The following is a 20,086-nucleotide window of genomic DNA, read 5'->3' on the forward strand; positions in this document are numbered from 1 at the left end:
TTCGCTCCGGTCAACGCAGCTTCAGCGTCGACAGGCCCACCAGCACCAGCATCATGGTGATGATCCAGAACCGCACCACCACCTGGGTTTCCTTCCAGCCCTTCTGCTCGTAGTGATGGTGCAGCGGCGCCATCAGCAACACGCGGCGGCCGGTGCCGAAGCGCTTCTTGGTGTACTTGAAATAGGCCACCTGGATCATCACCGACAGTGTCTCCACCACGAAGATGCCGCCCATGATGAACAGCACGATTTCCTGGCGCACGATCACGGCGATGGTGCCCAGCGCGCCGCCCAGCGCCAGCGCGCCGACATCGCCCATGAACACTTGCGCCGGGTAGGCGTTATACCAAAGGAAAGCCAGGCCCGCGCCACCCATGGCGCCGCAGAAGATCAGCAATTCGCCGGCGCCGGGGATATGCGGGATGAACAGGTATTTGGCGTAGTTGGCACTGCCGGTCAGGTAAGCGAACAGGCCCAGCGCGGCGCCTACCAGCACGGTCGGCATGATGGCCAGGCCATCCAGGCCGTCGGTCAGGTTGACCGCGTTGCTAGTGCCGACGATGACGAAATAGGTCAGCGCGATGAAGCCCCACACGCCCAGCGGATAGCTCACGCTCTTGAAGAACGGCACGATCAGGTCGGCCTTGGGCGGCAGGTCGAGGCTGAAGCCGGACTGCACCCAGGCCACGAACAAGTCGATCACCTTCATGTTGCTCACCTCGGACACCGAGAAGGCCAGATAGACCGCAGCCACCAGGCCGATCAGCGATTGCCAGAAATACTTTTCGCGCGAGCGCATGCCTTGCGGGTCGCGGTACACCACCTTGCGGTAGTCGTCGACCCAGCCGACCGCGCCGAAACCGAGCGTGACGATCAGCACGATCCAGACGAAACGGTTGGACAGGTCGGCCCACAGCAAGGTCGAGACGCCGATGCCGATCAGGATCAGCACGCCGCCCATGGTCGGGGTGCCGGACTTGATCAGGTGGGTCTGCGGACCATCGGTGCGCACCGCCTGGCCGACCTTCATGCGCGTCAGCATGCGGATCACCGCCGGGCCGGCAATCATGCCGATCAGCAAGGCGGTCAGCGTGGCGAACACCGCGCGGAAGGTGATGAAGCTGAACAGGCGCAAGAAGCCGAAGTCCTGTTGAAAATTCTGAGCGAGCCAGACCAGCATGCTAATGGGTCTCCTGTTGATGTTGCGTGTTGGATTCAACGTTGACCAGATGCTGTACAACTCGCTCCATCTTCATGAAGCGTGAACCTTTTACCAAAATGCTCGCGCCTTGCGGTGCGGCCTGCTCGACTGCGGTATTCAGCGCGTCGATGTCGGCGAAGTGGACGGCCATACCAACCGGCATCGTCGCTTCGCCCGGTGTTTTTTCATACGCCTGCACTGCATGGCGCATCAGCTCGCCCAAACCGAACAGGCGGGAGACGCCGCGCTGGCGGGCATAGATGCCAATCTCTCGGTGGAACTGCGGCCCCTGGTCGCCGACCTCGCCCATGTCGCCCAGCACCAGCACACGCGGCCCATCGATGCCGGCCAGCACATCGATGGCGGCGCGCACCGAATCCGGATTGGCGTTGTAGGTGTCGTCGATCACCAGCGCGCCGCTTTTTGCGGTCTTGCGCTGCAGGCGGCCGTTGACGGGCGCGAAGCTTTCCAGCCCGCGCACCACGGCATCCACCGGGATCCCCGCGCCCAGCGCGCAAGCCGCCGCCGCCAGCGCGTTGCGCACATTGTGTTCGCCGACCGCGGCCAGTTCCACCTTGAAGTGCGCCGGCGGCACCGCGATGTCCTTGACCGTCACTTGCAGCGTGCTGCCGAAAGCGCTGGGCTTGTAGGTGGCGCCGACATCGGCAGAGTCGTTCAAGCCGAATGTCAGTACGCGGCGCGTGCCGGCTTCCTCGCGCCACAGCGGCGTGAAATCGTCATCGGCCGGGAACACCGCCACGCCATCGGCCGGCAAGTGACGGATCACCGCACCGTTCTCGCGCGCGACAGCCTCGACCGTGGCCATGAATTCCTGGTGCTCGCGCTGGGCGTTGTTGACCAAACCCAGCGTCGGTTGCGCGATGCGTGACAAGACAGCGATCTCGCCCGGATGGTTCATTCCCATCTCGATCACGGCCGCCCGGTGCGACGGCTGCAAACGGAACAAGGTCAGCGGCACGCCGATCTCGTTGTTGAAATTGCCGCGCGTGCCCAGGTAGCCGTCCTCGCCGAAAGCAGCGGCAAGGATGGAGGCGATCATTTCCTTGACCGTGGTCTTGCCGTTGCTACCGGTCACGCCGATCACCGGCACCTTATAGAGAGAACGCCAGCCGTGGGCGATCTGGCCCAATGCGGCGCGGGTATCGGGTACGACGATGGCGGGAACGGCCAACCCTTGCGGCACGCGTTCGACCACCACGGCGGCGGCGCCTTGCGCGACCACGGCATCGAGGAAGTCATGCGCGTCGAAACGCTCGCCGCGCAGCGCGACGAACACGTTGCCGGGCTTGACCGCGCGGCTGTCGGTGACCACGTCGTTGAGTTCCAGCACGCCGGCCGGGGCATTGACCACGGTCGGTACATGATGCGCGGAAGCGGCCGCCTCGGCGGCACGGATCCATTCCAGCATCTGCTTGAATTCGAACCGCATCACGCGCCCCCCATCATGGTCGAGCGCGCGGCCAAGGCCAGCGCGACATGGTCGGCATCGAGGAAGGGCAGCTTCTTGCCGGCGATTTCCTGATAAGCCTCGTGGCCCTTGCCGGCCAGCAGTACCACGTCGGCCTTGGTGGCATGGCGGATCGCCCAAAGAATGGCGCCGGCGCGGTCTTCCAGGATCACCGGCTCGATGCGGCTGATGCCGGCGCGGATCTGGGCGATGATGGCCTTGGGATCTTCGCTGCGCGGATTGTCGCTGGTCAGGACCACATGGTCGGCCTGTTCGGAAATCTGGCCCATCTGCGGGCGCTTGCCCGGATCGCGGTCGCCGCCGCAACCGAACACGCACCACAGCTCGCCGCCGCGCTGGGTCGAGACCTGGCGCAAGGTGGTCAGGGTCTTGTCGAGCGCATCGGGCGTGTGCGCATAATCGATCACGATCAGCGGCACATCCGGCCCACCGAACTGCTGCATGCGGCCCGGCGCGGCGCTCAGCGCACCGGCGGCAGCGACCACGGCATCCCAGGCCACGCCCTTGGCCAGCAACACGCCCATGATGCCCAGCACATTGCTGACATTGAAGCGGCCCACCAATTGAGTCTTGACCTGGCCGCTGCCGAACGGCGAATCGACCTGGAACACGGTACCGGCATGGCTGCTGCGAATATTGCCGGCGCGCAGCACGGGAACGCCCGCTGCCTGTTCGGAAACAGTGTCTTCCAGCGCATAGCCGATCAGTTGGACCTGGCGCGCCTGCACCAGCGGCACCAGGCGCACGCCCATCGGGTCGTCGAGGTTGACCACTGCGTGCTTGAGGCCGTCCCATTCGAACAGCTTGCGCTTGGCGGCTTCATAGGACGCCATGTCGCCGTGATAATCGAGATGGTCGCGCGTGAAATTGGTGAACAACGCCACGTCCACATGCATGCCGTTCATGCGCCCCTGCTCCAGCCCGATCGAGGAGGCCTCGATCGCCAGGGCGCCGACCTTGGCCCTGGCCAGGATTGCGAGATTGCGTTGCAGCAGCACGGCGTCCGGCGTGGTGTAGCCGGTGACATCGAACGCCTGGGCGCGGCCGCCAAGGAAGGTGCCGACGCCAAGGGTGCCGACCACGCCCGCCAGGCCCGCGCCGGGCAAGCGTGACAGCGCGGAGCCCAGCCACCAGGCGCAGGAAGTCTTGCCGTTGGTGCCGGTGACGGCCACGGTAAACATGTCCTGGTCCGGCTGGCCGTACCAGTCGGCGGCGATGTCGCCCGCCAATGTCTTGAGGTCATCAACCGCCAGGCCCGGCACGCCAAGATGTTCCGGCCAGGCGAAGCCGGCCGCCTCATAAACTACGGCGGCGGCGCCGCGCTCGACGGCATCCTCTATATAAGAGCGGCCATCGGCGTCGCCCACGTAGGCGAAGAACACGTCGCCCGGCTCCACCCGGCGCGAATCGGCGGTCAGTTGCGCACCGGCGGCAATGGCTGCGTTCGACCGCAGCCAGTTGGCGATGTCCTTGACGTTAAGCGCTCGCGGGGCCATTACATGCTCTCCTCAAGCGGTTCTTTGGGAATGATGATGTTGGTCACGCTGGAGTCCGGCGGCACGTTCAGCGCACGCAGCGCATTGGCGGCCACGTTGGCGAACACCGGGCCAGCCACCGGGCCGCCGTAGTGCTGGCCCTGGGGCTCGTCGATCATGACCGAGATGATCAGGCGCGGATCGGACATCGGCGCGATGCCGGAGAACGAGGCCACGTACTTGCGCACGTACTTGCCGCCTTCGATCTTGTAGGCGGTGCCGGTCTTGCCGCCGACGCGGTAGCCCGGCACCTGGGCTTGCGGCGCGGTGCCGCCGGGGGCGACCACGGTTTCCAGCATGCGGCGCATCTGCAGCGCGGTGTTTTCAGAGATCACGCGCTGGCCGATCGGCGAATCGTTCACCTTGGTGAACGACAGCGGGATGATGTCGCCGTTGCGGGCGAAGATCAGGTAGGCGTGGGCCAGCTGGATCAGCGACACCGAAATGCCGTGGCCGTAGCTCATCGTGGCCTGTTCGATCGGACGCCAGGATTTGTAGGGACGCACGCGGCCGGCCACCGCGCCGGGGAAGCCGAACTTGGGCTGCTGGCCGAAACCGACCGTGGTGAACATTTCCCACATCTCTTCCGGCGGCATTTGCAGCGCGATCTTGGCGGTGCCGATGTTGGACGATTTCTCGATGATCTGCGCCACCGTCAGCGGACCGTGGGCATGCGAGTCGCCGATGGTCGCTGTGCCGATGGTCATCTTGCCGGGCGCGGTCTGGAACACCGTGGAAGGCGTGACGCGCTTGGTATCCAGCGCCAGCGCCACGGTGAACGGCTTCAGGGTCGAACCCGGTTCGAAGGTGTCGGTGACGACGCGGTTGCGCAACTGCGCGCCGGTCAGCACCGAACGGTCATTTGGATTGTAGGTCGGCATGTTGGCCAATGCCAGCACTTCGCCGGTCTTGGCATCAACCACGATGATGCCGCCGGCCTTGGCCTTGAACTTGTCGACCGCCTCTTTCAACTGGGTGAAGGCGATGTACTGGATCTTGCTGTCGATGGACAAGGTCAGGTCGCGGCCGTCGTGCGGATCGCGGATGGACTCGATGTCCTCCACGATGCGGCCCAGGCGGTCCTTGATGACGCGGCGGCTGCCGGTCACGCCGGCCAGCGTCTTCTGCGCGGCCAGCTCCATGCCGTCCTGGCCGGCGTCTTCGATATTGGTGAAGCCGACCACGTGCGCCATCACCTCACCCTCGGGGTAGAAGCGCTTGTATTCCTTGCGGGTCTCGATGCCGGGAATGCCGAGCTTGACGATCTTGTCGGACGTATCCTGCTCCACCTGGCGCTTGAGGTAGACGAAGCTGCGGTCGGAATCGAGCTTCTTGCGCAGGTCGGCGTCGCTCATCTCCAGCAGCTTGGCCAGTTCGCGCAGCTTGTCCTTGGGCGCGGCCTGCACGTCTTCGGGGATGGCCCAGATCGCCTTGACCGGCACTGAAGACGCCAGCACCTGGCCGTTACGGTCGGTGATCTTGCCGCGCGTGGCCGGCAGTTCCAGCGTACGCGCGTAGCGCGAAGCGCCCTGCTTTTGCAGGAAATCGGTCGATACGCCCTGCAGCCACAGCGCGCGCAGGATCAGCGCCACGAAGGCGACGAACAGCACAAACAGCACGAAGCGCGAACGCCAGGCCGGCAGTTTCACCTGCAGGATGGGGTTGGAAGAAAACGCCACTCCCTTGGAGGCGGCGACGCGGCCACCGGAGAGATTGGGGCGCGGGGGCATGCGGGTCATTTGCCCCCCACGGTGAGATATTGGGTGCGGGCCGCCGTCAGCGGCATCATGCCGAGGTCGCGCCGGGCCAGCTCTTCGATGCGGGCATTCTTGCCCAGCGTGGACTGGTCCAGCTGCAGCTGCGCCCAATCGACGTCGAGCTGGCGCGACGCCGTTTGCGCGCGTTCCAGCTCGATGAAAAGACTGCGTGCCTTATATTGGGAGCTGACCACCGACAGGGCGCACCCTACCAGCATGATGGTCAGGAGAATGCACAGGCGCCCGGTCATGGCTGGGCTCCTGCGGCTTCAAGGCGCTCGACGCTGCGCATCACGGCCGAGCGGGCGCGTGGATTGCCCGCGACTTCGGCGTCGCTCGGCTTGACGCGCCCAAGGAGGCGTCCGGCTGGGCGGGGCAGGTCAACCGCGCGGATCGGCAGGCGGCGGTCAGGCTGCGGCGCATGGGCTTTGGATGCCATGAACTGCTTGACGATGCGATCTTCCAGCGAGTGAAAGCTGATCACAACCAATCTCCCGTGCTGCGCCATCTGCCGAAACGCTTTTTCCAGCCCTATTTCGAGTTCTTCAAGCTCTTGATTGACGAAAATCCGTACAGCCTGAAAGGTACGAGTGGCCGGGTCTTTGCCTTTCTCGCGGGTTTTGACGGCTTGTGCCACGAGCGCGGCAAGCTGTCGTGTGCTTGAAATTGGCTCGACTGCCCGGCGAGCAACAATCGTCTTTGCAATCTGAAGAGCAAACCGTTCTTCCCCATAATCTCGTATCACCTTTGCAATCTGCTGTTCGTCCGCCGTTGCCAGCCAATCCGCTGCCGACACGCCGCGCGTGGTATCCATGCGCATGTCCAGCGGGCCATCCAAGCGAAAACTGAAGCCGCGTGCGGCGTCATCCACCTGCGGCGACGAAATGCCTAAATCCATCAATACCCCGTCGACCTGCGCAATGCCGCGCGCGGCCAGGGCCTCATCCAATGTGGCGAAGCTGTCGTGCACGATCTCGAAACGCGGATCGGCGATCTGCTGCGCCGTGGCGATGGCCAACGGGTCCTTGTCAAATGCGATCAGCCTGCCGCGCGGCCCCAGCTTGGCCAGGATGGCGCGGCTGTGGCCGCCGCGGCCGAACGTGCCGTCCAGGTACACGCCGTCGGCGCGCTCACCTTCGATCGCCAGCGCTTCGACCGCTTCTTCCAACAGCACGGTGCGGTGCTGCAGCTCGGGCACCGGTTGCAATGTCATCTCGCCGGCCGTCAGAAGGAAAAATTATTCAACACATCGGGCATGCCCGCCGCGACCGCTTCCGATTCGCTCTCGGCCAGCTTGGCGGCATCCCAGATTTCAAAATGGCTACCCATGCCCAGCAGCATCACGTCGCGCTGCAGGCCGACCGCGGCGCGCAACTCCGGCGCGACCAGGATGCGGCCGGCGGTATCGAGCTCAACATCGGAAGCATTGCCGAGGAAGATGCGCTGCCATGCGCGTGCCGACATCGGCCAGGCCGCGATCTGCTCGCGATGAGCTTCCCAGGTCGGGCGCGGGAAGAACAGCAGGCAGCCGTGCGGGTGGCGGGTCAGCGTGACGCGTCCTTCGCACTGCACAATCAGGGCGTCACGATGCTTGGCCGGAATGGTCATCCGTCCTTTGGCATCGAGATTGAGTGCTGACGCGCCCTGAAACACTGTGTTTATCCTGTTCGCCGTGGCGAGTGAAATTGCTGATCGGGTGTTTTGAGGTGGCAGGCGAATGCAAATAAATTCGCAAAATCTCCCACAAAAAAACACTTTTTGACACTGCCGCCCACTTTAGAGGATGCACTAATACAGGTCAAGCGGTATACAAGGGAAAAAACCGGGATTTTGCTAATAAAGTCAAAGACTTAGCGCACTTCCTTAAAACACCGTTTAAAGAAGTTTTCCGAGAAAAATGAAGGACTTAGGATTTACACTGAATGTGCAACCTGAGATATACACATGTGTTTATCGACAAAATTGCGTAACGACGCGGATTTGCGCGCGATGGCCACGCCGTCGGGAGCGCTTTAGGCGAACCCGGGCCTCGCTGCTTCGATGGACGAATGCCGGGATGGATTTTGCGAGTGGCAGAAGAAATCGGAATTGATTTTGCGCCGCAACTTTAGTTCGTGAAATTCAGCCATCGCTGCTTTTTTATTTTGACTAAAGCGCTTCGCTACTTTTACTATCCACGGTTTTGGAGATATCGATCGAAGACAGTTTTTTACAAAGCCGTTTTAGATGCATCGATATTTTTCAATCGTGGGCGATCCGCTCAAGTCAAATCGGCTCAAAACGCAGATAGGGCTTGCTGATTCGCCGTATTACAGTGCTAAAATCTCGGCACCTTAACAGTGAAAGGAATTTTAAAGTGAACAAATCTGAATTGGTTGACGTTATCGCCGCCGACACCGAAATCTCCAAGGCTGCTGCCCAGCGCGCGCTGGACTCCGTCATCGAGAACATCATCAAGGCCGTTACCAAGGGCGATACAGTGCAATTGGTTGGTTTTGGTTCTTTCTCGACTGGCAAGCGCGCAGCGCGCACCGGCCGTAATCCGCAAACCGGCGAAGAGATCAAGATCGCTGCAGCGACCACGGTCAAGTTCTCGGCTGGCAAGGCTTTCAAAGAAGCCGTGAACAAGAAGAAGAAATAATTCCCGAATTTGAATGCCATGAACCTGGTTCATGGCATTCAAATGTTCCCCCCTCGATATCCCCCAGCCGCCGTCGCCTGCGACGCATCCGCTCAGCATACCGGCACACGGTCGCCCTGCTTCAACCGACCATACCTCTTCGCTCTACAAATACTCCAGCTCAAATGTCAGCGAGCCATCGATACTGGCATCCTGCGTCAGGTTTTCCTGCTTGTTGAGCACCGGCCGGATCCGCATCACGCCCGAGATATTGCTATATGTCCCCGGCGTCAACGTCCCCTGTGCTCCCCAGGCGTTGGTAACGCCTCCCCGGATTTGACGAGCATTGCGGCGCTCCCAGCGCACACTTCCTTCTGCTTCCGAAGGCGCCGAAATCACCTCCACGCGACGGCCGTCGGCAATCAAAGAACTTTCCACGAAACGCGCGACAAAGCCGCCCAGGTTGCGGTTGCCATGGCGGCCCAGGCCAAATACGTCCGCCGGCTCATGGCTATCCTCGCCTTCAACTCCCTCCCCAATGCTGCGGTCGGCACTTCCCCTCTGGTTGTCGCGCGGCGTTACGCCAACACGGATACGGGCATCGCAGAGGATACGGAAAGCGACATCCTTGCTTTCCAAATGGAGACGCTTGCGGCCCTTGAAGGCCATCGTCGAGATCACGCCGAAATGGGCCGGCCCCGGTTCTGAGAACGACAGTTGGCAAGCGCCGGCACGAATGGTGCCTGCGACCGTCAATTCCGCCGCCGTCTCTGCGGACGACGACCGGACGACAGCGCCTGCAATGCATAAAGAACACACGATGCGGTGGCCAAGCTTCATGATGCCTTTCTTCGATGAACGGGAGAAGGGAACAGCGAATCCCCAAATAGCCAATTCTCGTCATTGCCGGATCGAAAACGAATAGAAAAAATATCAAATTTCAATCGAAATAATGCAGAAGTCCACCGCCCTTCCCCCAGCAGAAGAGCAACACAGTCAGGCCGGTTGCCAATGCATACAGCACATTCGCCCCGCCATTCCCCTCACTTGTGTTTGCCTTGGCCTCGCCTGGCTTCTAGAATGAATTCTCACCTGATGCCACAAATCCTCCTGTTATCCAGGCAACTGCTCGCTGCACCACCCCATCCAAGGAAGCTCCAGGCATGACCACATCCGCACAACGCCCCCCATTACCTCCTTTCACGCGTGAAACCGCCATACAGAAAGCGCGTGCGGCCGAAGACGCCTGGAATTCCTGCGACCCGCAACGGGTATCGCTGGCCTACACCGCAGACAGCCGCTGGCGCAACCGCGCCGACTTCATCAACGGCCGGGCCGAGATCGTCGCCTTCCTCACAAAGAAATGGACACGTGAACAGGAATACCGGCTGATCAAGGAAGTCTGGGCCCACGAAGGCAACCGCATCGCCGTACGCTTCGCCTATGAATGGCATGACGACTCGGGCAACTGGTTCCGCTCGTATGGCAATGAGAACTGGGAATTCGATGAACACGGCCTGATGCGTATCCGCCATGCCTCGATCAACGATCTGCCGATCGCCGTCTCCGACCGCAAATTCCACTGGGACCGTTCGGCCCCACGCCCGGCCGGCCATCCGGGCCTGTCCGACCTGGGCCTCTGATGGCGGCAGTACAGTCGGCATCCCCAAGTACAAACGCCGCTGCGCTGACCTGAGTCAGCACAGCGGCGTTCTTCTTTTCACTCCCTTCGCCTGAACGACTCAGGCGCCAAGGTCGGCCAGCGGGTGATCTTCCTTCTTCCACGGATCGTCGAAGAACCCTTCGACCCACGCCGGCGTCGCCTCGGCCAGTGTGGCCGGTTGCCATACCGGCTTCTGGTCCTTCTCGATGATCAGCGCCCGCACGCCTTCGACGAAATCCGGCCGCGCCGCGCAATGCAGCGAGACCACGAACTCCAGCCGGAATACCTCGGCCAGCGACAGATGGCGTACCCGCTTTTGCAGCGCGTATCCCAGCCAGGCCGAGCCGGGCGCGCCTGCGCGCAAGGTGGCGATGGCTTTTTGCAGCCAGGCATCGTCGGTCTGGATCGCCAGGATGGCTTCGACGATTTCAGGCAGCACAGGCTTGCGGCATAGCGCCTCGATCTGGTCGAAATGGCTGCGCAGGTTGGATGGTGCGAAGGTGACGGCATCATCGCGCAATGAGGCGGCCTGCGCATCGGCCAGCGTCCGGTCCAGCAGCTCGGCGTCGTCGCCGCTGCCCCATGGCTGCGCCAGCAGCGCATCGAACACGGACTGCTTGCCCGCCTGCGCGATACGGTAGTCGGCCAGGCCGGCGAACACGGCATCGCTGGCGTTGAGCAAGGCGCCGGTCAGCGCCAGGAACACGCCGATCTTGCCCGGCATGCGCGACAGGAACCAGCTTCCGCCCACGTCCGGATACAGGCCGATGGTGATCTCCGGCATCGCCAGGCGCGACTTCTCGGTCGCCACCCGATGGCTGCAGCCGGCCATCAGGCCAATGCCGCCGCCCATGACGATACCGTGGCCCCAGCACAGGATGGGCTTGCCGAAAGTGTGGATCAGGTAATCCAGGCGGTATTCATGCTCGAAGAATTCGGCGGCATAGGGGTTGCCGCGGATATCGCCGCGTTCGGGCGAGGCATGGTGCTCGCGCATGGTGCGGTACAGCTGCTGCAAGTCGCCGCCGGCGCAGAAGGCTTTTTCGCCCTGCGCTTGCAGGATCACCAGCGCCACATCGGGGTCGGCCTGCCACTGGCGCAGCTGCGGCGTCAGCAGGTTCACCATGTCCAGCGAAATGGCGTGCAAGGTCTTTTCGGAAGCCAGCGTGGCCACGCCGATGCGGCGGCCGTTCTGCGTGGCCAGTTCTTCAAACAAAACCGGTTGGGTCATGAGGAGTCCTGACGTGTCTCGCGGGACCCGCAGTCTCTTCACGGGCCGCAGTGTTGTTATCGTTGAGATGCCTCCCGGCATTGCGCCGGGAGTATCCGAAATCAATGAAGCAGACCGGTAGGCCGGATTCTGTTACGGCGGTTGCCCGCTATGACAGCCATTCCTCTAGGCGCCGGATTGCTCCGGCGCTCAAGCTTTCTACCCGCACGCTCCGCGAGCCGCATCACCGCGTGCCTATTTGAAATTGCTCCGAGTGGAGGTTACCGCGTTTCACCGTAACTTAATACGCTCGTCTCTGTGGCCCTGTTCCTCGCCTTATACCGGCTTGCGCCGGCTTTCGGCGGACGGCCGTTAACCGTCACCCTGCTCTGTGGAGTCCGGACCTTCCTCCCGCCGCGCCCTTGCGGACACGGCCAGCGGCTGTCTGGTCTGCATCGGCCGCTATTGTAACGCAGCATGGGCCCCGGCCCGCAGGCACTGTCCGCAAAACGGTTTTGCACGTGCGCACAAGATCCGTCTGCATTGCCTGTACGGCAGGCAGTTCATGCCGATTATGCATATGACACTCCTATCGAATCTTCGTATAGTTGCTCACCATGATGTTGGGTATCGACGGTTTGCCGCCGGAAATGCCATGCACCGCAGCACGGAATTTCCGGCCCGCCCCCGCAGACGCGCTCATCCCGCAAGAGATACCCGCAACCAACCCTGAACAATATAAGAACACCATGCATATCTGCGTATTGGGCGCCGGCGTCATCGGCGTCACCACTGCCTACCGCCTGCTGCAGGACGGCCACCAGGTCACCCTGGTCGACGGCCGCGAACATCCCGGCGACGGCACCAGCCTGGGCAACGGCGCGCAACTGAGCTACTCCTACGTAGCGCCGCTGGCCGATCCGTCGGTCTGGTCCAAGTGGGCCTACTACATGTTCAGCAGCGAATCCCCGCTGACGTTCAAACCCACGCTCGATCCGGCCCAGTACCGCTGGCTGTTCGAGTTCCTGCGCCATTGCAACGCCGACCGCGTGCGCCGCACCACCATCGAACTGCTGCAACTGGCCTTCTTCAGCCGCGACCAGCTCAAGCAATGGAATGCGCAGCTGGACCTGCAATTCGATTACAAGACCTCCGGCAAGCTGGTGATGTACACCGATCAGGCCGGCCTGGACAGCGCCCGCAAGCAAGTGCAATTCCAGTCGGAATTCGGCTGCGAACAGGAAGTGCTGGACGCAGCGCGCTGCATCGCCATCGAACCGGCGCTGGGCAAGTCCGGGCGCGACTGGGCCGGCGGCGTCTACACCCCCAGCGAAGAAGCCGGCGACTGCCCGCAGTTCTGCCGCGGGCTGGTGGCATCGATGCAGGCCAACGCCAATTTCCGCTTCATCGGCAATGCCAGCGTCGCCAATGTCCGCACCAGCGCCGGCGCATTGCGCGCGGTGCAAGCCGGCAGCGAATGGATCGAGGCCGACAGCTTCGTGCTGTCCTTCGGCCCTGAGAGCCCGGCGTTCGCACGCCGCGTCGGCCTGTCGCTGCCGCTTTACCCGTTGAAGGGCTACAGCATCACCGTGCCGCTGCAGGATGCCGCCAGCCGCGACGCCGCGCCACAGGTCTCGATCACCGACATCTCGCGCAAGATCGTCTACGCGCGCCTGGGCGAACGCCTGCGCGTGGCCGGCCGGGTCGAGCTGGTGGGCCTGGAACGCTCCATCCCCCAGCGCGCCATCGACGAACTCAAGCAAGGCATGCATGAGCTGTTCCCCGGTTGCGCCCTGGGCGAAGACGCCTCGCTGTCGCCGTGGGCAGGCTTCCGCCCCGCCACCCCGAGCGGCGTGCCGGTAGTCGGCCCCTCGCCGGTCAAGAACCTGTACCTCAACATCGGCCAGGGCGCGCTGGGCTGGACGCTGGCCTGCGGCAGCGCCACGCTGCTGGCGGACCAGATCGCCGGACGCAGGTCGGCCATCGACGCCACTCCCTTCCGCTTCGCAGGCTGAAGAAGTTTCACGCCCGCCTGAGAAGCTTTCACCGTGGCCCGCAATGGCGCACCGCTACTGGCGGCGCGCCATTTTCGTTTGCATCAGCACCCTGCACGGAACCACCGTTGCGTCTAACATAAGGCCACAACACACCAACGGAGACTGAAAATGCGGGAAAACCGGCTGCGCACCCTGTTCGCGCAAAAGACGATGGCCTTGAGCGGCTGGGTATCGATGGGCAATTCGCTGCTGGCCGAAGTGGTGGCCAACAGCGGCTACGATGCGGTGACGGTGGACCTGCAGCATGGCCTGTTCTCGGTCGAGTCGGCGGTGCCCATGCTGCAGGCGATCTCCACCACCGATGCCGTGCCGCTGGTGCGCTGCTCCGAAAACGGCCTGGGCGAAATCAACAAGCTGCTCGATGCCGGCGCCTACGGCGTGATCTGCCCGCTGATCAACACCGCCGAAGATGCCGAGCGCTTCGTGCGCGCCTGCCACTACTCGCCGCGCGGCGGCCGCAGCTACGGCCCGGCGCGCGGTTTCATGTACGGCGGCAGCGACTACTTCACGCATGCCAACCGCACCATCCTCACGCTAGCCATGATCGAGACCAACCAGGGCTTTGCCAACGCCGAGGCCATCCTGCGCGTGCCCGATCTGGACGGCATCTTCATCGGCCCGGCCGACCTCAACATCGAGATGGGCCTGGCGCCCGACGCCTACGATGCTCCGCAACTCAACGACGCGATCCGCTCGCTGGTGGCGCTGGCCAGGCAGCTGGGCAAGTATGTCGGGATCTTCGCCGGCACCATGGACATGGCCCAGCGCATGAAGGAATTCGGCATGGACCTGGTGGCGCCAGGCACCGATATCCAGCAGATCAAGGCGGAAGCCGCTCGCCGGATCGCGGCGTTGCGCTGAAATCTGGAATTTATTCAGAATCGGCATCTACGGGAATGACGATTTCCTCACAAATTTAATTTGAGAATAGTCCTATATGAAACATCATCCCGCCGCCGGATAATTTTTCGGAAGCGGGGGATGGGTGATGCGCATCCGTTCCCGCCAGGGAAAAAACATGCCGACATCACACATTCATTCCAATACCGCCTCAATCACCGCCTGGCGCCAACGCGCCGCGTACATCTCGCACGCCATGGACACGGACTTCACCTGGCTGGCGGGTTGCATCATGCTCGTGGTGCTGTGCCTGCAACTCGCCGGCGCCGGCAACACGGCCTTCTTCGGGAAAAAGGCCAGCGCCGACATGGTGCCTGTCGCGCTTGCGACGACAGCCGTGCCGCCTGATCGCAACACGCAGCAGGAAATCGCCGCCGATGAGACGCCGCAATTGGCCGACACCATCGCAGCACCATCCTGCAATCCGCAGCGCGACGCGGCGCTGCAAAGCCATTTCATGCTGCTGCACCTGTGCACCGTCGAACGCCCATCCCGCACCGACGACCTCCAGGCGGAGTCCTCCAAAAGAAAGGAACGCGCCATCAGGCGGCGCATGACTTGAAGCCGGCCTGAAAACAGCGCCTGAAGCACGCATAAAAAAGCCGCTGCATTTCTTGCAGCGGCTTTTTCGCATCCGGACGCCGCAGGCGCGGCGCCACTTCCTCACGCCCTCGCTACACGCCCAAAGAACGGATAGTTGGGATCGTTGTAGCCATGCGTGGATGCATGGCCCGGCGTCACCAGGCCGTCCACCAGCGCCTCTTCTTCGGTGCTGATCTTCAGGTCGACCGCATCGTAATAGTCCTCCATCTGCGCCAGCGTGCGCGGCCCGGCGATCACGCTGCTGATCGCCGCATTGGCCAGCACCCAGGCGGTGGCGAACTGTCCCAGCTTGACGCCGCGCGCCTCGCAGTGCTGCTGCAGCTTCTGCGCGATCAGCAGCGACTCTTCGCGGAACTCGGTCTCCATGATGCGCTTGTCGCCGCGCCCGGCGCGCGTATCCTCGCCCGGCTTCTGGCCCGGCGCGTACTTGCCGGTCAACACGCCGCGCGCGATCGGGCTGTAAGGCACCACGCCCAGGCCGTAGCTGGCGCAAGCCGGCAGGATTTCCACTTCCGGCTGGCGGTTCAGCAGGTTGTAGTAGGGCTGGCACACCAGCGGCAACGGCACATTGTTCTTCTCGCACAGGCGCACGATCTCGGCGATGCGCCAGCCGCGGAAGTTGGACACGCCGAAACCACGGATCTTGCCGGCGCGGATCAGGTCGCCCAGCGACTGCACCGCCTCTTCCAGGTTCTCGTCCTGGTAGTCGCGGTGCATGTAGAGGATGTCGAGGTAATCGGTATCGAGCCGGCGCAGGATATTGTCGGTCTCGCGCACGATCCAGTTGCGCGAATAATGCGACTCATTGGGCGCGTCGCTCATCGGGTTGCCCAGCTTGCTGGCCAGCACCCAGTGATGGCGCTGTCCCATCAGCAGCTTGCCGACGAGCTCTTCCGAACGGCCCTTGGTGTAGACGTCGGCCGTGTCGATGAAGTTGATGCCATGTTCGCGTGCCGAGGCGACGATGCGGCCGGATTCTTCGATGTCGGTCTGGTCGCCGAACATCATGGATCCCAGGCATAGTGCCGACACCTTGAGGTTGCTCTTGCCGAGCCGACGATATTGCATGCTGTCTCCAATCAGGGGAAATAAGAATAAGGAACGCCGGCACGGCACACCGGCGCCGTGCAAACGCATGGGAGGATTCTAGCGCCGCACGGCGGAGCCTGCAGGCGCCCGCGTAAAGACTACTGAAGAACTGCCGCCTCTTCTTCCTGCCAGCGGCGCTTGTCGCGCAGCGGCGGCGCACCGAAGAGGCGGCTGTATTCGCGGCTGAACTGCGAAGAGCTTTCATAGCCCACCGTGTGCGCGGCCATCGCCACGCTCATGTCGTCGGTCAGGATCAGCTTGCGCGCCTCCTGCAACCGCAGGTTCTTCTGGTATTGCAGCGGACTCATCGCCGTCACCAGCTTGAAATGGTGGTGCAGCGAAGACACGCTCATGTGCACGTCGCGCGCGATGTCTTCCACCCGCAACGGCTGCGCGTAGCCGTCCCTCATCAGGCGGATGGCCTTGGCGATGCGGTTCATCTGGCTGTCCTGCAGCACGGTCTGGCGCAGCAGCGCGCCCTGGCCGTTCATCAGCAGGCGGTACAGGATCTCGCGCCGTATCATCGGCGCCAGGATGGGAATGTCGCGCGGCGTCTCATGCAGCCGCAGCAAACGCAACACCGCGTCCAGCAGCGTGGCGTCGAGACGGTTGACGTACATCCCGCGCGCGGCGGTATCTGCAACCACGGCCTGGGGCAAGTCCTCGTCGCCGATCAGCGCACCGATCTCGCGCGTGTCCAGCTCCAGCCGCAGGCCAAGATAAGGCTCATCGGGACTGGCAATCATCACCTTGCCCACCACCGGCAGGTCGACCGACGCCACCAGGTAATGCATGGGGTCGTATTCATAGAGCTCGTCGCCGACGAGCAGGCGCTTGGAACCCTGCGCGATCACCGCAAAGACCGGCTTTTGCACTGCGTGCTTGGGCCCGCTCGGGCAGGTGATGCGATGGACGCCCAGGCCTTCGATGGCGGTTTCCAGGGTGCCTTCGATGCCTTCGGTGTAGCGTCCGATCAGTTGCAGCAGTTCGCGCTGCATGGTGTCGAAGCGCGCGGAATCGTCCAGGGGCGCCGGCACGGCGGCATGTTCCGTACCAGCCGCACCGGCGGCAGGTTCGAAGACTGCGTGTTCGTTCAGGTCCATGGCGGCTCCGGTTTCTGATGAAGATCCAGCTTAGCGCAATTCACCGATTTGCCTGATTCTCCGCGCAACACATTGCAGGAATAGGCAAAAAATTAGCAGGATTAGGTATGCTCGCGATCTCCAGCAAGGGAAAACATGCCTGGCTATGCCTTTATTTCATATTCAGGATATGGCCAAGCTCAATATACGGCTTTTCCAGAAAACTGCCCAATCATCTCCACTTTGTAGAATCAGGCAGGAAATCGGCAGCTTTCGGCACGAAAGATCTGCTGCGATCCAGCATAATCCTCCTCACGCTAAGAACACCCTTATTCACGATGTGAACATCGTGCCGGGCTCGCCACTGAGGTGAGCGCCGCAGCCACGTAAACGAACCGGCCCCAGGGCCGCCACGCAGTACCTGTAGCACCAGCAACCCGGCGCAAACCAGCGCGCCGCTTCTTCATCAACCCAGTTTTCAAGAATCTTCACCGACATCGCGCCGGCGGGGATGACGCTTTCCGATTCGCGCAAGCCGCCTCGTGCAGCCTGCGGGGAGCGGTGCCGCCGCGAGAAACCTGCAGGACAGAAGAAAGGCCAGCGATGAACCGCACCAGCCCTAGTGAGAACCGCCCCGCACACGGCGCACACCACGGCGCGCCGATGGCGTGCGGATGCGCGTCAGAACACGCTTTCAGCGATGTTGTGCTGCTCGACCACGTTGCGCACGGTGGTCGCTTCGTCCTTGCTGACGAACCGGCATTCGCCCTCGACCATCTCCATGCCCATGGTGCAAGCCTTGTGCAGCGGACAGGTGGAGAACAGTTCGGCGACCCAGTCGACGAAGGCGCGCACCTTGGGCGACAGATGGCGGTTGTGCAGGTAGACCACCGAGATCGGCAGCGGCGCGGGCTTCCATTGCGACAGCACCTCGACCAGACGGCCCTCCTCAATGTGCGGCATCACCATGTACAGCGGCGCCTGCACCATGCCGAAACCTTGCAGCGCGCAGGCGACGTAGGCGTCGCCGTCGTTGACGGAAAGCTTGCCCTCCATCTTGACCTCGCGCGTGACGCCATCGACCACGAAGTCCCAGTCGATGGTGCGGCCGGTGCGGCTGGAAAAGTAGTGTACCGAGTTGTGGTGCTGCAGGTCTTCGATCGTGTGCGGCACGCCGTGGCGCTCAAGGTAGTCCGGCGCGGCGCAGGTCACGGTCTGGAAGGTGCCGATGCGGCGCGCCACCATGGACGAATCCTGCAGCTCGCCGATGCGGATCACGCAGTCGACCGCCTCCTGCACCATGTCCACCGGACGGTCGCCCATGCCCATGACCAGTTCGATGTCCGGGTACTTGGTATAGAAGTCGCACAGGTTGGGCAACAACAGCAGGCGGCCGACCGAGGCCGGCACGTCGATGCGCAGCCGGCCCTGCGGCCCGCGCGTGACATTGCGGAAGGATTGTTCGGTCTCGTCGACATCGGCCAGGATGCGCACGCAGCGCTCGTAGTAGGCGGCGCCGTCGGGCGTCAGGCTGATGCGGCGCGTGGTGCGGTTCAACAGGCGTACCTGCAGCAGGCTTTCCAGCCCCTGGATGATGGTGGTGACGGTGGTGCGCGGCAAGTTCAGGTTATCGGCCGCTCGCGTGAAGCTGTTGGCATCCACCACGGCGGTAAACACCTGCATGGCCTGAAAACGGTCCATCGCTCTCTCCTTTCGGCCTTGCAGCCGGATCGCCGCGAAAACCGATTAACAAACCAGAAAATTCACCAAAAAAATGATAAGGCGGCAACCCGCATCCCAGTCCGGATGCGGCTTTCCTGCGCCCTGGCGGGCATGCTCGACTTCGTCGCCAGCGCCATCCTGGGCCGAATGATAACGAATGTCGATGCCTCGATTGTTCGAACTTGGCGAACAGTGTTGTTGGATTATATGAGTTTATTTGAGACCGTGCTGTGGCGCACAATCCGCCTCACTCTAGGACAAAGGGCTCAGGCCCAGGCGCACATCATGGACGGCTCGCATTCCCTCAACATCCGTAATTTTTTCGTTCCCGGCCCGCTCGGGCGCATTCCGGTGCGCTTGTACCAGCCGGTGAAGGATGCGGCCGCCGGCAAGCAAAAACCCTTGCCGCTGGTGATGTACTTCCACGGCGGCGGCTTCGTCGGCGGTTCGCTGGACGACGCCGATGCGCCGGCCAGCTTCATCGCCCGCTACAGCAACAGCGTGGTGCTGTCGGTAGGCTATTCGCTGGCGCCGGCCAAGCCCTTCCCGGCCGCGCCGGAAGACGCATACGCGGCGGCAGTATGGGCCTGCAAGCATGCTGCCGAGCTCAACGCCGACATCGACCGCATGGTCGTCGCCGGTGACGACGCCGGCGGCAGCCTGGCCGTCAGCCTGACGCTGATGGTGCGCGACCGCTGCGCCAAACCGCTGGCGGCCCAGGTACTGATCAGCCCGATGCTCGACCCCAGCATGCGCCTGGTGGGAGACGCCGCTCGGCTGCAGTCGGACCTGACCGCCGAAAGCTGCGCCGCGCGCTACCGCCAGTACCTGCCGCAGACCATGCAGCGCCTGCACCCGTATGCGGCGCCGCTGGAAGTGAGCCGGCTGGCAGGCCTGCCGGCGGCCTTCATCGCTACTGCCGAACGCGACGTGCTGTGCCCCGAGGCGGAGAAATACGCCTCCGGCCTGATCCGCGCCGGCGTGCATACGCAAGTGTCGCGCTTCAACGGCATCACGCATGGCGCGCTGCGTACCCACATCCCACTGCTGAAAGAAATCGTGAATTTCCTGCGCTGCCGCTTTGCCCGCACACACCGCGACGATGACAACAACACCGACTACACGCCGTTCAACCTTCAACCATCTCCCACTCTCTGA

The 20,086-nt window shown here is 62.9% G+C and carries 19 protein-coding genes and 1 other RNA gene; 6 read left to right on the plus strand and 14 right to left on the minus strand.

The genetic code is table 11. The annotated features are described in order from the left end of the window. Positions 1–10: 10 nt before the first annotated feature. The 7 genes from mraY to mraZ are packed head-to-tail and all read right to left on the minus strand — an operon-like array spanning position 11 to position 7,635. On the minus strand, positions 11–1,180 hold the full coding sequence (gene mraY / locus AKL28_RS15145; protein WP_050469004.1) for a phospho-N-acetylmuramoyl-pentapeptide-transferase: 1,170 nt from the start codon (positions 1,178–1,180) through the stop codon (positions 11–13). Between the two features lies 1 nt (position 1,181). Further along, positions 1,182–2,654, minus strand: coding sequence for a UDP-N-acetylmuramoyl-tripeptide--D-alanyl-D-alanine ligase (locus tag AKL28_RS15150; RefSeq protein ID WP_050469005.1), 1,473 nt, complete (start codon positions 2,652–2,654; stop codon positions 1,182–1,184). Then, the gene (locus tag AKL28_RS15155) at positions 2,651–4,186 is read right to left on the minus strand and encodes a UDP-N-acetylmuramoyl-L-alanyl-D-glutamate--2,6-diaminopimelate ligase (RefSeq protein WP_050469006.1); all 1,536 of its coding nucleotides are present in this window, start codon (positions 4,184–4,186) and stop codon (positions 2,651–2,653) included. Before AKL28_RS15155 ends, AKL28_RS15150 begins: the two co-directional genes overlap by 4 nt. Beyond that, a complete protein-coding gene (locus tag AKL28_RS15160; RefSeq protein ID WP_050469007.1) occupies positions 4,186–5,964 on the minus strand; it encodes a peptidoglycan D,D-transpeptidase FtsI family protein in 1,779 nt (592 codons plus the stop codon). Before AKL28_RS15160 ends, AKL28_RS15155 begins: the two co-directional genes overlap by 1 nt. Continuing rightward, positions 5,961–6,233, minus strand: coding sequence for a cell division protein FtsL (gene ftsL / locus AKL28_RS15165; RefSeq protein ID WP_050469008.1), 273 nt, complete (start codon positions 6,231–6,233; stop codon positions 5,961–5,963). Before ftsL ends, AKL28_RS15160 begins: the two co-directional genes overlap by 4 nt. Further along, positions 6,230–7,195, minus strand: coding sequence for a 16S rRNA (cytosine(1402)-N(4))-methyltransferase RsmH (gene rsmH, locus AKL28_RS15170; RefSeq protein WP_050469009.1), 966 nt, complete (start codon positions 7,193–7,195; stop codon positions 6,230–6,232). Before rsmH ends, ftsL begins: the two co-directional genes overlap by 4 nt. An 11-nt stretch (positions 7,196–7,206) precedes the next feature. Beyond that, positions 7,207–7,635: a division/cell wall cluster transcriptional repressor MraZ gene (mraZ, locus tag AKL28_RS15175; protein ID WP_050469010.1), complete on the minus strand. Its 429-nt coding sequence runs from the start codon at positions 7,633–7,635 to the stop codon at positions 7,207–7,209. Between the two features lie 703 nt (positions 7,636–8,338). Here mraZ and AKL28_RS15180 point away from each other — a divergent pair. Then, positions 8,339–8,623, plus strand: a complete 285-nt coding sequence (locus tag AKL28_RS15180) for an HU family DNA-binding protein (RefSeq protein WP_006465510.1) — start codon at positions 8,339–8,341, stop codon at positions 8,621–8,623. Positions 8,624–8,767: 144 nt separating this feature from the next. Here the strand turns inward: AKL28_RS15180 and AKL28_RS15185 are convergent, their stop codons facing one another. Then, complete coding sequence (locus AKL28_RS15185; protein ID WP_082221508.1) at positions 8,768–9,442, minus strand: DUF1120 domain-containing protein; 675 nt, start codon at positions 9,440–9,442, stop codon at positions 8,768–8,770. A gap of 323 nt (positions 9,443–9,765) precedes the next feature. On the opposite strand from AKL28_RS15185, the gene AKL28_RS15190 reads away from it, so the two are divergent. Then, entirely contained in the window at positions 9,766–10,245 is a 480-nt protein-coding gene (locus tag AKL28_RS15190) for a nuclear transport factor 2 family protein (protein WP_050469012.1), read from the plus strand. 99 nt (positions 10,246–10,344) lie between these two features. Here AKL28_RS15190 and AKL28_RS15195 read toward each other — a convergent pair whose 3' ends face one another. Together AKL28_RS15195 and rnpB are read right to left on the minus strand one after the other, a co-directional pair. Continuing rightward, positions 10,345–11,496 carry an enoyl-CoA hydratase/isomerase family protein gene (locus AKL28_RS15195; RefSeq protein WP_050469013.1) on the minus strand — a complete coding sequence of 384 codons (1,152 nt, stop codon included), beginning with the start codon at positions 11,494–11,496 and terminating at the stop codon, positions 10,345–10,347. A 102-nt stretch (positions 11,497–11,598) separates the two neighbouring features. Then, positions 11,599–11,932: RNase P RNA component class A (gene rnpB, locus AKL28_RS15270), an RNA gene on the minus strand. Positions 11,933–12,224: 292 nt separating this feature from the next. On the opposite strand from rnpB, the gene AKL28_RS15200 reads away from it, so the two are divergent. From AKL28_RS15200 to AKL28_RS15210, 3 genes are all read left to right on the plus strand, one after another. After that, complete coding sequence (locus AKL28_RS15200) at positions 12,225–13,490, plus strand: D-amino acid dehydrogenase (RefSeq protein WP_050469014.1); 1,266 nt, start codon at positions 12,225–12,227, stop codon at positions 13,488–13,490. 150 nt (positions 13,491–13,640) lie between these two features. After that, on the plus strand, positions 13,641–14,393 hold the full coding sequence (locus tag AKL28_RS15205; protein WP_050469015.1) for an HpcH/HpaI aldolase family protein: 753 nt from the start codon (positions 13,641–13,643) through the stop codon (positions 14,391–14,393). Positions 14,394–14,550: 157 nt separating this feature from the next. Next, entirely contained in the window at positions 14,551–14,994 is a 444-nt protein-coding gene (locus AKL28_RS15210) for a hypothetical protein (RefSeq protein WP_156226358.1), read from the plus strand. A gap of 101 nt (positions 14,995–15,095) precedes the next feature. Here the strand turns inward: AKL28_RS15210 and AKL28_RS15215 are convergent, their stop codons facing one another. From AKL28_RS15215 to AKL28_RS15225, 4 genes are all read right to left on the minus strand, one after another. Next, the gene (locus tag AKL28_RS15215) at positions 15,096–16,103 is read right to left on the minus strand and encodes an aldo/keto reductase (protein WP_050469017.1); all 1,008 of its coding nucleotides are present in this window, start codon (positions 16,101–16,103) and stop codon (positions 15,096–15,098) included. 119 nt (positions 16,104–16,222) lie between these two features. Further along, entirely contained in the window at positions 16,223–17,227 is a 1,005-nt protein-coding gene (locus AKL28_RS15220) for an AraC family transcriptional regulator (protein ID WP_050469018.1), read from the minus strand. Positions 17,228–17,539: 312 nt separating this feature from the next. Then, positions 17,540–17,740, minus strand: coding sequence for a hypothetical protein (locus AKL28_RS24510; RefSeq protein WP_156226359.1), 201 nt, complete (start codon positions 17,738–17,740; stop codon positions 17,540–17,542). Positions 17,741–17,887: 147 nt separating this feature from the next. Then, a complete protein-coding gene (locus AKL28_RS15225; RefSeq protein WP_050469019.1) occupies positions 17,888–18,907 on the minus strand; it encodes a LysR family transcriptional regulator in 1,020 nt (339 codons plus the stop codon). A 306-nt stretch (positions 18,908–19,213) separates the two neighbouring features. Between AKL28_RS15225 and AKL28_RS15230 the strand changes: the two genes are divergently transcribed. Beyond that, positions 19,214–20,086 (plus strand): alpha/beta hydrolase, encoded by an 873-nt coding sequence (locus AKL28_RS15230; RefSeq protein WP_231602446.1) that lies wholly within the window; start codon positions 19,214–19,216, stop codon positions 20,084–20,086.

This window comes from Herbaspirillum chlorophenolicum (assembly GCF_001189955.1).
Lineage (GTDB): Bacteria > Pseudomonadota > Gammaproteobacteria > Burkholderiales > Burkholderiaceae_D > Herbaspirillum > Herbaspirillum chlorophenolicum.

Bases quoted from the DNA above. Each gene is read 5' to 3' on its own strand.
- mraY (WP_050469004.1), bottom strand. From the start codon at position 1,180: ATGCTGGTCTGGCTCGCTCAGAATTTTCAACAGGACTTCGGCTTCTTG.
- AKL28_RS15155 (WP_050469006.1), bottom strand. From the start codon at position 4,186: ATGGCCCCGCGAGCGCTTAACGTCAAGGACATCGCCAACTGGCTGCGG.
- AKL28_RS15160 (WP_050469007.1), bottom strand. From the start codon at position 5,964: ATGACCCGCATGCCCCCGCGCCCCAATCTCTCCGGTGGCCGCGTCGCC.
- ftsL (WP_050469008.1), bottom strand. From the start codon at position 6,233: ATGACCGGGCGCCTGTGCATTCTCCTGACCATCATGCTGGTAGGGTGC.
- rsmH (WP_050469009.1), bottom strand. From the start codon at position 7,195: ATGACATTGCAACCGGTGCCCGAGCTGCAGCACCGCACCGTGCTGTTG.
- AKL28_RS15185 (WP_082221508.1), bottom strand. From the start codon at position 9,442: ATGAAGCTTGGCCACCGCATCGTGTGTTCTTTATGCATTGCAGGCGCT.
- AKL28_RS15190 (WP_050469012.1), top strand. From the start codon at position 9,766: ATGACCACATCCGCACAACGCCCCCCATTACCTCCTTTCACGCGTGAA.
- AKL28_RS15195 (WP_050469013.1), bottom strand. From the start codon at position 11,496: ATGACCCAACCGGTTTTGTTTGAAGAACTGGCCACGCAGAACGGCCGC.
- AKL28_RS15200 (WP_050469014.1), top strand. From the start codon at position 12,225: ATGCATATCTGCGTATTGGGCGCCGGCGTCATCGGCGTCACCACTGCC.
- AKL28_RS15205 (WP_050469015.1), top strand. From the start codon at position 13,641: ATGCGGGAAAACCGGCTGCGCACCCTGTTCGCGCAAAAGACGATGGCC.
- AKL28_RS15210 (WP_156226358.1), top strand. From the start codon at position 14,551: ATGCCGACATCACACATTCATTCCAATACCGCCTCAATCACCGCCTGG.
- AKL28_RS15215 (WP_050469017.1), bottom strand. From the start codon at position 16,103: ATGCAATATCGTCGGCTCGGCAAGAGCAACCTCAAGGTGTCGGCACTA.
- AKL28_RS15220 (WP_050469018.1), bottom strand. From the start codon at position 17,227: ATGGACCTGAACGAACACGCAGTCTTCGAACCTGCCGCCGGTGCGGCT.
- AKL28_RS15225 (WP_050469019.1), bottom strand. From the start codon at position 18,907: ATGGACCGTTTTCAGGCCATGCAGGTGTTTACCGCCGTGGTGGATGCC.
- AKL28_RS15230 (WP_231602446.1), top strand. From the start codon at position 19,214: ATGGACGGCTCGCATTCCCTCAACATCCGTAATTTTTTCGTTCCCGGC.